Below are 13,055 nucleotides of genomic sequence, written 5' to 3'. Positions count from 1 at the left end.
CCTTAATTTAGCACCAACAATAACAAAATTTAACGGATGGCAGGCCTTGCAGCACCGAAGGTCTTTTGCTTTTGTTTTCACAAACCTAATATTATGCGCATTGCTGTAATCGATCTGGGCACCAACACCTTCCACCTGCTTATTGCAGAAGTAAATGCAACTGCATTTGAAATTCTGTACAAAACCAATGTACCTGTTAAGCTGGGCGAAGGGAGGATTAATGATAACGTTATTATCCCAGCTGCATTTGAAAGAGGCATAAACTGCCTTAAAACCTTTCAAAATACTATTGCTGATTATAATGTCGATCGAGTAAGGGCAACTGCAACTTCGGCAGTTAGAAGCGCTGAAAATGGAAACGATTTTGTGGAAGCCGTTAAAATGACAACAAGTATCAGCATCGAAACAATTAGCGGCGATGAAGAGGCAGAATTAATTTACCAGGGCGTAAAATTGAGTGGAGCCATACAAGAGTTATCGTTAATTATGGATATTGGTGGTGGCAGCGTAGAGTTTATTCTCTGCAACGAGGAACAATTGATCTGGAAAAAAAGCTATAACATTGGGGCAGCACGCCTGATGCAACAGTTCTTTAAATCTGATCCCCTTTCTGACGAAGATAAACAAGCCATACTTTTTCACATTCAGGAACAATTGACAGATCTTTTCGAAATCTGTGAAAAATATAAACCACAAATTTTAATTGGTTCGGCTGGTGCATTCGAAACTTTTGCGGAACTGGTTACCCGAAAACATAACCAGGCTATAGATATTGCTCAAATCAAGACCTTTCTGTTTAACTATGACGATTACATAGAAACATCCATAAAACTAATCAATTCTACTCACCAGCAAAGAGCAGAAATGCCGGGAATTATTCCGCTACGGGTAGATATGATTGTAATTGCCACCTTAATTACGAATTATGTTTTAGGGCGTTGTAAAATAAACCGGCTTACGCTTTCTACCTATGATCTAAAAATGGGCGTTTTGGCTAGCCAGATATAAAAAAATGATCCGTACAAAGTGTACAGATCATTGAGAGAATGAAAGCGTAATTTATATTTAGTATTTTTTAATAAGTGGGCTATTTATAGGAAACATTAATCTTCCCCATAATTGCGTATTCTGCTTTATATGGATAATAATCTTGCTGCTTAACAGTTTTATTATCTAATTTAAATGCGACCAGATATTCGCTACCTTCAGCTATTAACTCATTATATTTCCAGTATAAACTGTCGTCTATTTTAAATTCATAACGTCCGTTTTTATCGGTAACTGCGGTATGGTTGGTGCCTTTTAGCCTGAGTTTTAAACCAACCATTGGAACATTGTTGTTGTTATTGTTCAAAAACATATAACCATAAAATGTTCTCAAAATTACAGGCTCATCAGGTTTATTTAATTGATGATCGTTTTTTGGCTTAACAAGCTCAACAGATTCCTTTCTTGGTGTTGCATGTGAACTTTGTGTTAAAATACTTGCTCCAATGGCCAATACGCCCAGGTATTTCATCCAGTTTCTATTCGTCGTTGGAACGATTTTTAAATAGTAGTTGAGTTGATTTAACTGGGTTTTACTTAAGCGGCCGCATACAGATGAACTGGCATTGGCTAATGTTTGAATGATTTGGGCATTGGTATACCCTGAGAAATCGATTACGTTTTTACTACAGGCAGTACAGAAATTAAAGCCTGCGCCTTTTTCCATTTCATCCCAATTTTGGGTACAAGGTTCCGCTATGGTTATTTCTGAATTCATCATTTTTCTAAATTTAAAGAATGATGAACCATTATTCCGATTTCCATAAGACTATGGAAATTTATTTCCTCAGGTGCGAATATTTATAAATTTCTTCATCAGTAGTTAACACCTTTACTATACTTGGATTTTTGGATGAATATAAGATGGGAAGCTCCTGATCTAAGTAAAATTGTTTGAATTCATATTTGCTCATGAATACATCCTCGGTTGTATTATTACCGTTATCCAATTTAAACATCACCCTTATTTTGGTCATATCAATACTCCTTGTAGAAAACGAATCACCACCTACTACCTTGGCTACCACAAATACACCATTTCGTTCAAGTTCTTCATTTACAAGGCTCACATCCCGAGAAAGAAATGTAATAACTCCTCCCACCAGGCAGCTTAAAAAAACGCCAATAATTAAAATACTACCAATAATATCTCTTTTATTACTCGTTTTCCCATTATTTACTGCAGTAACTAAGCCTAAAGTAAAGATAGCTGCAGAAATCGCAATACTTATTCCACCTGTAAATGCAATAAAAGAAGTAAAAGACTGATATAGGGTAATGGGAATTAAATAATAGAACAGGACACATAAAAAGGCCGTTACTCCTCCCCAGAGTATAATTTTTTTTATCATTTTAAGCGTTAATTACACCGTCTAAATTAGAAAAACTGTTTAGATGATCAAACCTGTTAAATATGAATATAATTTTTCGGTGGGTAAACCCATGACATTGGTATATGAGCCCTCAATACGTTCTACTACAACAATTCCCCACCAATCTTGTACGCCATAGCTTCCAGCCTTATCAAAGGGCTTATAATTATCGATATAGAAATCAATTTCCGCTGCTGTAACAGCCTTACAGGTAACTTCAGTGCGATCGTAAAACGAAAACAGTTTATCGCCCTTAACCAACGTTACCCCGGTAAAAACCTCATGTTTACTACCAGATAGTTTTTTGAGCATTTCTTGTGCGTGTGTCCGGTCTTTAGGTTTGCCTAAAATTTCGCCGTTTAAGGCCACAATGGTATCCGCGGTAATAATGATTTCGCCATCTCCGGTAAATGCCCTTGCTTTTTTCTCTGAGATATAAATTGCAATCTCTGCCGGGCTAAGGCCTTCCGGATAACTTTCGTCCACATCTTTCAATTCAACCTTAAAATCGAGGCCCATCAGGCTTAGAAGTTCTTGCCTGCGCGGCGATTTAGAGGCTAAAATAATCGGTGGAAATTGAACAGGCATATCTTAATTTTCCGCTAAAATAAGAAAAGCGACCTAAAGCCGCTTTTCTTATTTCATATTTTTCAAAGATTAATTATTACCGCCCCCTTGTCTGCGTTTTTCCATTTCGGCACGTTGCTCTTTCTGCCAGGCTTCGTAAGTTTTTTTCTGATCGTCGGTTAATACTGCAGTAACTTTTGCATCGTTCTCTGCACGCATTTTTTGCATTTTCTCTCTCATTGCATCTCTATCGCCACCTTGCATTTCTTCGCGAAATTTTTTCATCGCTTCTGCCTGTTCGGTAAAAACAGTTGTAAGCTTTGTTTTTTGATCGTCAGAAAGTTTTAATTTTTCGTCTAATTGTTTTACGCGTTCTTCAGGTTTCATCATCATTCTACCTTGTCCACCACCTTGTTGTGCATTAGCGAAACCAGCTATACCTAGCATCAATCCGCAGATCATTAATAATTTTTTCATGTTTTTTGTTGTTTTTTGGTTGAAAATTGACTGGTTGGAGTCTAAAAAAAATTAATAGTTTAATGGCGAAATGTAACTTAGCTGTTGCACGTTATTACTTTTAATCCTTCAGCAGCAATACCGGTACATGCGATTTGATGGTTAGCTTCTGCGATACACTTTCATGCAGCAAACTCTCGAAAAAACTATATTTCTTGGGTAATGCGATAATGAGTTGTGCGGCCTCATTTTTGGCAAATTTCACAATTCCTTTAATGGTATCTGGATGGTCTGAATAATGGTAAGCCGGCGAAAAATCGCTTAACATATCATGCAGAAAATGTTCTTCCTCCCGATCGATATGATGCCCTGAATTGATATTGAGTACCAAAAGTTCGAGCGCGTGTTTGCTCAGGATATTTTTAAGGGCACGCATTGGGATGACTTCTTTAACTTTTTTAAAATCGCAGGCTAAAACTGCTTTCCTGATGGATTGGTAATCGGCCTTGGGCGGTACAACCAGAACGGGCACCGGACTCGATTTTGAGATTTTAATGGCGTTAGAACCGATATCGCTTTCATCTTTGGCTTTTTTTCCGTTGCTGCCAATAATAATCAGTTCTATTTCTTCCCGGTTTACACGATCAATTACCGATCTTAAAATAGTATCTCGGGTTAAATAAACTTCTACTTCTGCCTGAGGATTGATTTCGAGTAGTTTGGCCTTAAGTTTTTCTAAAGCAGCTAGCCTGTCCGAAATTTCGTCTGCAATGCGATCGTCAGTTGTTACCAGCATATCGGGTGTAGGCAGAATGCTTTCGTATTCTGAAACGTAATAAGCGTTGAGCAAAATTATTTTAGCATTGGTCATGGCGAAACTAAGCCTGGCCGCATATTTAGCAGCATGATCTGCTGTTTTGGAAAAATCTACAGGTACGAGGTATGTGCTCATATAATTAAAGTTAATGTTTTTTACATTCATAGTTTAATCAATCGATTGATTAAACTATGAATGTAAATTTCGTATATAATCCAGTTGATTGCAAATTTTGATGAACGAGAATTATAATGGGAAGGTCAATACTGATTGATGTACATGTGATGTTGCACTGAATTAGATCTCCTATTGCCGTTTAGAATAATAGAAATACGTCATCTCGACTGGAGCGCAGCGAAATGGAGAGATCTCCTACCAGATTTAGTACACTGAGCATTACCTCATTCTCAGCTTCCTTACTCTTTGCTAAAAATGCTAGATGGCTTGATTATTCAAACAGATTTCTCGACTACGCTCGAAATGACGATTTGGGCTAATGGCGACCTAATAAGAATCGTCTTACTAATGAACAAGTTTGGAGTTGAGTGCTTGGAGTTGGGAGGAGTTTACCGAAGATAAAGTTTGCAATTGGCAGTTTGCAGTTACTAATGAAAGATTAAACAAGTTCAAAACTGGACAGTTAATCGGTTTAAACAATTAACCAATTACCAGCTGATGAACAAGTTTGGAGTTGGGCGTTTAGAGACAATTAACCAATTTAAACAGTTAACCGCTTAACCAACTAATAAACCTATACCCCCGAATCGGCGGCATTTGGGTTTTCATCGTGCCACTTGCCTTGTACTTTCATTACCTTTTCGATAATATCGCGTACAGCGGTTTTACCACCACTATAGGGCGAAATAAAAGTAGAAATGGCTTTAATTTCTTCAACGGCATCAGCCGGACAGGTTGGTAGCCCAACCAGTTTCATTACTTTTAAATCCGGAATATCATCGCCCATATAAAGCACTTCTCCGGCAGTAATATTTTTATTGGCTAAGTATTGGTTAAAAACCGCAACTTTATCGCCCGTCCCTAAAAAAACATCGGTTACACCCAGGTTAAAAAAACGTTTACCCATGGCAATCCCATCACCACCCGAAATGATGCAGATGTTGTAACCACGTTTAACGGCCAATTGCATGGCATAACCGTCCTTAATGTTAAAGGTGCGCAACGATTGACCATTATCAGTAACCTGAACAGATCCATCTGTTAATACACCATCAACATCAAAAATGAAAGTGGTAATCTCTTTTAGCTTCTGAAGAAACATTTTAGTCTGGCGTTTAGTGTTTGGCTAAGAGCGTTGGAGCCGCCTCAAGACTGAAGGCTCCGAACTCATGACTAATTACTGATTATCTCTCCACTCGTACACCCAGGCCGATTGGATTTGCTCTAAATGACCTTCGCTGCTTTCTTCGCGTGTTCCTTTAAAATTTGGCAATTCTAAAACCCAGTCGATCAATTCGGTAAAGCGGATGCGGTAAATTTTGGTTTCTGAAAAATCATCACCAAATTTCTCATATAAAGACATGGCAATATCCTCGTAGTCGTTCCAGTAAAAAGGTAAGGCAAATTTATCGTTGTTCATGTTTTGTTCTTTGTTGTAAAGTTGAAATGTTTTAATGTTGGAAAGTTTTCTAGCTAACTATCCAAATTAGTGTCCCATGAAGCCAGACTGATCCGGGATGGTAACTTCGATGTCGCCATCAATCACTATACACTGGCAGCCTAAGCGGGAAGTAATTTTCGGACGCACTGCCCTATCAATAAAATCTTCTTCTTTATCAGAAATCTCTTCGATATTATCCATACCCTTGGTTACGTACACATGGCAGGTACTGCAACCGCAAACACCACCACAATTGTGTTGTAATTCAATTCCGTTATCCAGACAAACATCTAAAACAGACTCACCAGCAGCAATAGGTAATTCTATTGGATCGTGATCTGCTTCTTCAAAATTTATTTTTAGTTTAAAAATGCTCATAATTATTTTGCAAAAGTAATAAGCAAAAGCCGTAAAAATGCTATTTCGGCATTAATTTTATGCTATCGCTTAATGTTTGATAAATTTCCTGCAACCCGGGCATATCGTTCAACATGCTTAGGTGCTTATTTATAGTGGTTTCGTCATCCCTAACCGCTGGTCCGGTCTGCACATTTTCGGGTAGGTTAGTCATTACCTTATCGGCAGTCTCGGCTATTAAAGGTCTGATGATTTCAAAATCCAGATCATTTTGTTGCAATACCCGGTTGGCTAGCGCATATAAATGGTTGGGGAAATTGCAGGCAAAAACAGCGGCCAGGTGTAAAATTTTTCTTTTATCGCCATCCAATTCGTAAACCTGCTGACTTAATTTCGATGCCAGTTGTTTTAAAACATCTAGTTCAACCGCACCTGTAGCTTCAATACAAAGTGGAATGCGATCGAAAGATACATCCTTCCTTTTAGAAAAAGTTTGCAATGGATAAAAAACACCTGCATGTTTTACCTGGCTCGATAATACTTTAATATCGGTTGTACCCGAGGTGTGCACCACTAAACCGCTTACCGCCTTTAACCCTTCGGCAATGCTTTCAATAGCATCATCTTTAACGGAAATGATATACAAATCAGCATCAACTTTAACCGCACTTAAATCACTTACTGCCTCAGCAGCTACGTTATCAGCTAATAACTTCGCATTAACCAGGTTTGGGCTGTACACCTGCACTACATCTTCGCCTTTGGCTTTTAAAGCTTTTGCTAAATGTGTAGCAACATTACCCGAACCTAATAAAACGATTTTCATGTGCTTATCCGATCCTGGCTTCTTTTCTTCTTCTAAAAATAGACAGCAAGAAACCAACCACCATTACAATGGTACCTGCCCAATATAAATTGATGAAAGGAAATTCGATTGCTTTGAAAACTACCCAGTCTTTAGCCTGTTGTGGCTTTTCGAAAATCTGCAATTCTACTTTTTTCTCATCTGGTAAAACTCTCGAGAAACGGAATTTCAGGTCCAGTTCATCTACTTTACGTGCGAAATCGAAAGTGTTGTTGCCTTTGATTAAGAAAATTGGTTCTGTGTTGTAAACTTTTCCGGCAGCATTAATTTCTAATGGTAAACCAACAGCATAATCGCCCTGTGCCAACGCTAAATCTTTGGCAGTAGGTTTTCTGTTTAAATCTTTAACCGTAACCACCCCACTCGAAGTATGAATGGTATCACCTACTGAAACTTTAACAATTCGCGGTGCTTTGTAATTTTCATCATCCGAATGGCCTTCATGATCCTCGTGCGATGATTGCTTAACTGCCGCACTGGTAATGTGCGTATACACATCGTAAGTAAGGTAGTGCTTCGTATCAGGAGAAGCAATTAAACCCATTTTCTCGTTATCCTGAGTGTGAGGGTGCAAATTGAAATCTTCTTTAACCTTACCCTCCTTATCTATAACCTTGAAGTTTAAGGTATAAAAGGTATTCGGAGCCTGAGTAGTATCGCTTACATAAGTTACCGTGTACTTGCCCATTTGCTTAGGCTCGTTTTTGTACAACATGATGTTTTCGCCAGGTTTCTCCGTTTTCTCAAAATCTTTAACCGGGATAAACTTATTCGCGTTTATAGAAATCGGTTTATTGGTAGCTGCAGAAATAAGTGCACCTAATACCAGGATAGCAAAGCCGATGTGCGCAATAGCCGACCCCGCCAGTTTAGCTTTACCACCGAAAGCCTGGTACAATACAGCCGCATTAGATAGCACTGCAAATAAACAGCTAAAAGTAATGAGGATATACATGGTATTGGTGTAAATTTCGGTTACATACACCAAGCCAGCAGTTAAAACAGCCGAGAAAATAACAGCAGATACTAAACTGCTATAGAATTTACGCGGATCGGTTCTTTTGTATTTTAAATATTGTGAAAATCCTGAAATCAAGGTAATTAGCACCGCAAAAGGGGCCTGCCACTGGTTGTAATATTTAATCGCATCAACAGGTGGTGAAAAATTGGTGCCGAATGCCTTGTTAAATACCGGAACTGAGGTAGAAAAGATTACCTGAATACAGGCAACGGTTACCACTAAAGCGCCAATAAACATCCAGAACTCGCGTGAATAAGTTTCTTCGTCTTTTGTGGTGATTGGCAATTCTTTCCATCGCTTAATAATCAAAGCAACAGCTAAAACAGCAAACACTACATTGTACAAAATCAGGTGACCAAACATCCCCATATCGGTAAAAGAGTGTACCGAAGTATCGCCCAAAATACCACTCCGGGTTAAGAACGATGCATAAAGCACCAACAAGAAGCTTAAAAACACGAGGGCAATTGCTGTAAAATAGGCATGACCGGTATTTTTATAGGCAATCATTACGTGTACTGCCCCGATTAAGGTTAACCACGGAATTAATGACGCATTTTCTACAGGGTCCCATGCCCAGAAACCACCAAAGTTTAATGCTTCGTAAGCCCAGAAAGAACCCATAATAATACCAGTTCCCAGAACCATTACCGCAAAAAGCGTCCATGGCATAGCTGGTTTAATCCACTCTTTATATCTTTTTTGCCATAGGCCCGCAATTCCATAAGCAAAAGGAACCACCATACTGGCGAAACCTAAAAACAATGTAGGCGGGTGAATCACCATCCAGTAGTTTTGCAACAATGGATTTAAGCCTTTACCATCAGTAATAAATTTCAGGTAGTTTTTATAATTTTCCGGATTGGCAAAAACCACAGGAGCCTGCGCTTTTAAATCCATCGCATCTCTTAGCAGGATAAATGGAGAGCTACCAATACGTTCGCCAAAAATTTCTACCCCCAACATCATCGAGGTTAAAAACACTTGCGAAAATGCAACGGTAGTCATTACCGGACGTTCCCAGGTTTTGGCTTTCCAGATTAACAATCCGCCTAAAAACGACTGCCAGAATGCCCAAAGCCAAAAACTACCTTCCTGCCCTTCCCAAAAAGCAGAGATGATGTAATAAACAGGAAGTTGTTTTGAAGAGTGCGATTGAACGTAATAATATTCAAAATAATGGCCAAAAATTAGGTAGAACAATACTGCTCCAACACCAATAATACTAGCCCAGTTAACCAGGAATCCAATTCTTCCGAGATTGCGCCATGATTTGTCTTCTAAATTTTTCTCTCGACTGGCATAAAAATAAGAGATTGTTGATAATAACGATGCACTAAACGCCAGTACAATAAAAAACTGTCCGATTTTACCCGGCAGCAGGTTTTCGCCTACAAATTGAATATCCATTAAAATTAGTTATATTTTTTTTCGCCGTATTTCCCTACGGTGTCTACCTTACCATCCTTATTTACCTCTACCAGGTTATCATTATATTTAGATGGGCATTTCATTAAAATTTTCGATGCGTAGAATTTGTCCTTATCCATTTTACCGATAAGTACGAGTTTTTCTGATTTCTCAAAATCCTGTGGTTTGGTTCCGTTATAAATTACTTGACGGATTTCACCCTTTTCATCTTTCATGTAAAAAGAAAAATGGTTGGCGTCTTTAACCGCATCGTAGTAGGTACCTTTTGATTTTTCCCAGTAGCCCATCACATGTTCTTCCTTGTTTGAAGAAGTTGCTTCTTTAAAATTAGAGTAGGTATCGGTATTGGCATTTAAGCTAAATAAAATCCCTACCGAAATGGCGATGGTAATCAATCCAATAATGGCACTTTTCTTCATGGTTATCTGTATTGTAAAAGCTGGCAACAAAGATAAAAAAATAGGCATAGCCAGCATTCTTTTACAGTTTTCTTGTCTTTATATTGACAATTAACTGATTTTTTGAAAGAAAATCTTTCAGAAGCCTGTACTATTTATATCGGTTCTTAAGTAATTCTGCTTTATCTGCCTCAGGAGATAAAATTTCATCACCTAAATTGTTAATTTTGACATCGGATAACTAATACTGATTAACGAACCCCTAACCTGCGATTGATATGCGTCTCAACCAATGCTATAAGCTTATATTTTTTATTGCGCTTTTACCTTTTTTAAGTTCTTGTTTTGAAGTAATTGAAGAAATTTCGATGAAAAACGATGGCACCGGCGATGTGGTACTGACAATAAACCTGAGCCAAAGTAAAACCAAAATAGCTTCGGTAATGCTGTTAGATAGTGTACAAGGCTATAAAGTACCGAGCAAACAGAAGATACAGCAAGAATTAAACGAGGCTGTTGCTTACTTAAAAAAATCGGAAGGGATAAGCAACGTAAAAAGCACGTCAGATTTCAACAATTTTATAGCTACCATTAGTTTTTCGTTTAAAGACGTTTCCAACATTAATAATATCACCAAAAACATCCTCGCCCAGCAAAAAATTAAGGCTACCAATACCTCATCTTACACTTACAACAAGACCACTAAAACCTTCAATAGAAAGTACCAGGCCATTGGCACCGCTAAAACCGAATTTAACAAATTAAAGCAGAAAGATAAGGCTGTTTTTAACGGTGCCACCTATACCAGCATCTACCGTTTCGAATCGCTTGTAACAAGTAGTACCAATCCGGCATCAAATGTATCGAAATCGAAAAAAGCAGTGATGCTAAAAAGCACCATTACCGATTTAATAAACGGAAAAATTAATGTATCCAATTCAATACAACTATCTAAATAACAAAAAGCAGCTTACCTGCAATTGTGTAGGTAGCATTGCTCACACAACAACAAATTACCAATGAAAAAAATTCTATTTTCTTTCTCCCTCCTGTTATTATTCAATTTGGCCAAAGCACAGGATTTGGTTAAAAAAATACCTGCGAATGCTTTTACCGTTGCGACCATTAAGGGCGACAATATTTTCAAGCAGATGTTTGTAAAAGATTTTAATGAATCGTTTGTGGGCAAGAAATTACTGGAAGGTACATCCAAATCGCTCGAGAAAAACTTTACCAACGTAGAGGATTTCGGGATTAACATCGAGAAAAACATGTACTACTTTAACCAGTTAACGGATAGCATTAGCTACAACTGCTTTCTGATCCCTTTAAAAGATGCTGCTAAATTTGAAAGTCTGATTAACAACAAAGACGGTAAAATTAAAACCACAGGTGATGCCAAAACCATGGTGTTGCCCGATAGTACAAGCATCATTAAGTGGAATAACAATATGATGTACTTCGTAACCGGCAGCATTAAAGGCTCTTTCTTTGCAGATTCAGCCAAATCGGCCCTTTATGGCATTAAAGATATCAGGTTCCAGCAGGACGAAGCAACAACGGTTGATAGTGCTGCTGTTGCTGTAGATTCGACCTATGCAACCACAACCGATGAACCTGTTGTAGAAACTGTAATTGCACCGCCCGTTAAAGTTAAAGCGAAGCAAAAAACAGCCGCCAAAAAAGCCATTGGAAAGAAAAAGGCTACCAGGAAAAAAGTAGCAATAAAACCAAAGCAGGAAGCGGAAGAAGAAGTTATAGCTGATGTTGCCATGGATGCTGCCGAAGCGGTACCCGCAGCAGAAAAAGTAAACGCGGATTATGACCTTTATCAGCAGGAACGCGCCGAACAGGAAGCTAAGAAAAAAAGACTGGCCTTTACCTGGATGACCGCACAGGCAGAACAGATTTTTAATGGCAATTACGAATCGATAGAAAACAATAAATCGTACACAAACAGTTTAGATAGCAAAGCTATTGCCGAGCTTTGGGTTTCGAGCTTGCAGGATGTTTACAATGCTGTTGCACCCGAATTTGGCACTTATGGAAAAGCTGGCCTGATGAAAGGTTATGGTAGTTTAAATGCCAAACTGTTTATGGATAATAAGAGTTTCCGTATTTCTACAGGTTTAGAACTGGCACAGGAACAAGCCGATTCGTACAAAAAAATCATGAACAAAAAGCTGAACAAGAACTTTTTAAAGTACGTAAACAGCGATAAAGCAATTGGTTTTATGAGCTATGCCATTGATACCAAAGCCTACCTGGAAGAATTCCCGAAACTGATGAAACAAACCTATGGTTCATTCCTGGGTGCCCGTATGGATGAAGAAATGGACCTTGGTGCTGACCTGCTTTCTTTATTATTAGATGAGGAAGCAGTTAGTAAAGTTATTAAAGGCGATGCCTTATTTGTAATTAATGGACTGAATACGAAAGATGTAACTTACACTACGTACGATTACGACGATGATTACAAACAAAAGGAAGTGGTTAAAACCAAAAAAGAAACCTTGCCCGATTTCCTTTTCATGTTTTCATCTGACGATACCAGGCTTATTAACAAACTGATTAAGTATGGCGTAAACAAGAATTTTGTTAGCGCCGATGGCAACATTTATAAAATAATAGAAAAGAAAAGTCCGATTGATATTTATTTCCTGATTAAAGATGGTATTGTGTTTTTTGGAAACTCGTTAACCGAAATACAAGCCATAAATAGCAATCAGGTAAATAACACCATTAGCAAAACACACAAAAACCTGTTGAGCAAGAATAACTTCAGCTTTTTGTTTAATGCTAAAAACCTGGTAGGCAAAGTACCGGCTTCTGAAATTGGCGGCGAAGAAACAGCTAAGAAATTCAACAGCACTTTAGAGAAAATGGGTAATGTGTATATGAAATCTAACCCGATTAAAGGTAATCTGGTATCGGCCGATATCAGTGCTGAAATTCCAAACGGACATGAAAACGCCTTAAAATATTTGTTCAGTTTAATTGAAAATGCGGCTAAGTAATTTGCAGTTAGCAATGGGAACTTAGCAGTTAGCATTTCAAAGTTATCAACTTTAATAGCGCTGTTACCAGAAAGTTGACAACTTTAGA

Annotated in this window: 14 protein-coding genes; 3 read left to right on the top strand and 11 right to left on the bottom strand. The window is 38.1% G+C overall.

The genetic code is table 11. The features are described from left to right. The first annotated feature begins 93 nt into the window (after nt 1–93). Entirely contained in the window at nt 94–1,008 is a 915-nt protein-coding gene (locus tag G7074_RS17940; RefSeq protein ID WP_124562276.1) for an exopolyphosphatase, read from the top strand. A gap of 79 nt (nt 1,009–1,087) precedes the next feature. Here the strand turns inward: G7074_RS17940 and G7074_RS17935 are convergent, their stop codons facing one another. The 11 genes from G7074_RS17935 to G7074_RS17885 form a co-directional block, all read right to left on the bottom strand. Further along, nucleotides 1,088–1,768: a hypothetical protein gene (locus G7074_RS17935; protein ID WP_124562275.1), complete on the bottom strand. Its 681-nt coding sequence runs from the start codon at nt 1,766–1,768 to the stop codon at nt 1,088–1,090. Between the two features lie 58 nt (nt 1,769–1,826). Next, nucleotides 1,827–2,399, bottom strand: coding sequence for a hypothetical protein (locus G7074_RS17930; RefSeq protein ID WP_124562274.1), 573 nt, complete (start codon nt 2,397–2,399; stop codon nt 1,827–1,829). 39 nt (nt 2,400–2,438) lie between these two features. After that, a complete protein-coding gene (locus tag G7074_RS17925; protein ID WP_124562273.1) occupies nt 2,439–3,008 on the bottom strand; it encodes a nucleoside triphosphate pyrophosphatase in 570 nt (189 codons plus the stop codon). Nucleotides 3,009–3,077: 69 nt separating this feature from the next. Beyond that, nucleotides 3,078–3,464, bottom strand: a complete 387-nt coding sequence (locus G7074_RS17920) for a hypothetical protein (protein WP_124562272.1) — start codon at nt 3,462–3,464, stop codon at nt 3,078–3,080. 100 nt (nt 3,465–3,564) lie between these two features. Then, nucleotides 3,565–4,395 carry a universal stress protein gene (locus G7074_RS17915; RefSeq protein ID WP_158674126.1) on the bottom strand — a complete coding sequence of 277 codons (831 nt, stop codon included), beginning with the start codon at nt 4,393–4,395 and terminating at the stop codon, nt 3,565–3,567. 616 nt (nt 4,396–5,011) lie between these two features. Next, nucleotides 5,012–5,539, bottom strand: a complete 528-nt coding sequence (locus G7074_RS17910; protein ID WP_124562270.1) for an HAD family hydrolase — start codon at nt 5,537–5,539, stop codon at nt 5,012–5,014. Between the two features lie 75 nt (nt 5,540–5,614). Next, nucleotides 5,615–5,857: a Fe-S cluster assembly protein IscX gene (iscX, locus tag G7074_RS17905; protein WP_124562269.1), complete on the bottom strand. Its 243-nt coding sequence runs from the start codon at nt 5,855–5,857 to the stop codon at nt 5,615–5,617. A 66-nt stretch (nt 5,858–5,923) separates the two neighbouring features. After that, complete coding sequence (locus tag G7074_RS17900) at nt 5,924–6,256, bottom strand: 2Fe-2S iron-sulfur cluster-binding protein (RefSeq protein WP_124562268.1); 333 nt, start codon at nt 6,254–6,256, stop codon at nt 5,924–5,926. Nucleotides 6,257–6,296: 40 nt separating this feature from the next. Further along, a complete protein-coding gene (locus G7074_RS17895) occupies nt 6,297–7,061 on the bottom strand; it encodes a Rossmann-like and DUF2520 domain-containing protein (RefSeq protein WP_166210273.1) in 765 nt (254 codons plus the stop codon). 4 nt (nt 7,062–7,065) lie between these two features. After that, complete coding sequence (locus G7074_RS17890; protein WP_124562266.1) at nt 7,066–9,531, bottom strand: heme lyase CcmF/NrfE family subunit; 2,466 nt, start codon at nt 9,529–9,531, stop codon at nt 7,066–7,068. Between the two features lie 5 nt (nt 9,532–9,536). Next, nucleotides 9,537–9,971, bottom strand: a complete 435-nt coding sequence (locus G7074_RS17885) for a cytochrome c maturation protein CcmE (protein WP_124562265.1) — start codon at nt 9,969–9,971, stop codon at nt 9,537–9,539. Nucleotides 9,972–10,228: 257 nt separating this feature from the next. On the opposite strand from G7074_RS17885, the gene G7074_RS17880 reads away from it, so the two are divergent. Together G7074_RS17880 and G7074_RS17875 are read left to right on the top strand one after the other, a co-directional pair. Then, the gene (locus G7074_RS17880; RefSeq protein WP_124562264.1) at nt 10,229–10,909 is read left to right on the top strand and encodes a hypothetical protein; all 681 of its coding nucleotides are present in this window, start codon (nt 10,229–10,231) and stop codon (nt 10,907–10,909) included. A gap of 60 nt (nt 10,910–10,969) precedes the next feature. After that, nucleotides 10,970–12,967: a hypothetical protein gene (locus tag G7074_RS17875; RefSeq protein ID WP_166210271.1), complete on the top strand. Its 1,998-nt coding sequence runs from the start codon at nt 10,970–10,972 to the stop codon at nt 12,965–12,967. Nucleotides 12,968–13,055 lie beyond the last annotated feature (88 nt).

This window comes from Pedobacter sp. HDW13 (assembly GCF_011303555.1).
In the GTDB taxonomy this organism is placed as follows: domain Bacteria; phylum Bacteroidota; class Bacteroidia; order Sphingobacteriales; family Sphingobacteriaceae; genus Pedobacter.
This window is presented reverse-complemented; position numbering and strand designations above follow the sequence as displayed.

What these genes read in the sequence shown, in the direction of transcription:
- G7074_RS17940 (WP_124562276.1), top strand. Translation starts at nt 94, where the DNA reads ATGCGCATTGCTGTAATCGATCTGGGCACCAACACCTTCCACCTGCTT.
- G7074_RS17935 (WP_124562275.1), bottom strand. Translation starts at nt 1,768, where the DNA reads ATGATGAATTCAGAAATAACCATAGCGGAACCTTGTACCCAAAATTGG.
- G7074_RS17930 (WP_124562274.1), bottom strand. Translation starts at nt 2,399, where the DNA reads ATGATAAAAAAAATTATACTCTGGGGAGGAGTAACGGCCTTTTTATGT.
- G7074_RS17925 (WP_124562273.1), bottom strand. Translation starts at nt 3,008, where the DNA reads ATGCCTGTTCAATTTCCACCGATTATTTTAGCCTCTAAATCGCCGCGC.
- G7074_RS17920 (WP_124562272.1), bottom strand. Translation starts at nt 3,464, where the DNA reads ATGAAAAAATTATTAATGATCTGCGGATTGATGCTAGGTATAGCTGGT.
- G7074_RS17915 (WP_158674126.1), bottom strand. Translation starts at nt 4,395, where the DNA reads ATGAGCACATACCTCGTACCTGTAGATTTTTCCAAAACAGCAGATCAT.
- G7074_RS17910 (WP_124562270.1), bottom strand. Translation starts at nt 5,539, where the DNA reads ATGTTTCTTCAGAAGCTAAAAGAGATTACCACTTTCATTTTTGATGTT.
- iscX (WP_124562269.1), bottom strand. Translation starts at nt 5,857, where the DNA reads ATGAACAACGATAAATTTGCCTTACCTTTTTACTGGAACGACTACGAG.
- G7074_RS17900 (WP_124562268.1), bottom strand. Translation starts at nt 6,256, where the DNA reads ATGAGCATTTTTAAACTAAAAATAAATTTTGAAGAAGCAGATCACGAT.
- G7074_RS17895 (WP_166210273.1), bottom strand. Translation starts at nt 7,061, where the DNA reads ATGAAAATCGTTTTATTAGGTTCGGGTAATGTTGCTACACATTTAGCA.
- G7074_RS17890 (WP_124562266.1), bottom strand. Translation starts at nt 9,531, where the DNA reads ATGGATATTCAATTTGTAGGCGAAAACCTGCTGCCGGGTAAAATCGGA.
- G7074_RS17885 (WP_124562265.1), bottom strand. Translation starts at nt 9,971, where the DNA reads ATGAAGAAAAGTGCCATTATTGGATTGATTACCATCGCCATTTCGGTA.
- G7074_RS17880 (WP_124562264.1), top strand. Translation starts at nt 10,229, where the DNA reads ATGCGTCTCAACCAATGCTATAAGCTTATATTTTTTATTGCGCTTTTA.
- G7074_RS17875 (WP_166210271.1), top strand. Translation starts at nt 10,970, where the DNA reads ATGAAAAAAATTCTATTTTCTTTCTCCCTCCTGTTATTATTCAATTTG.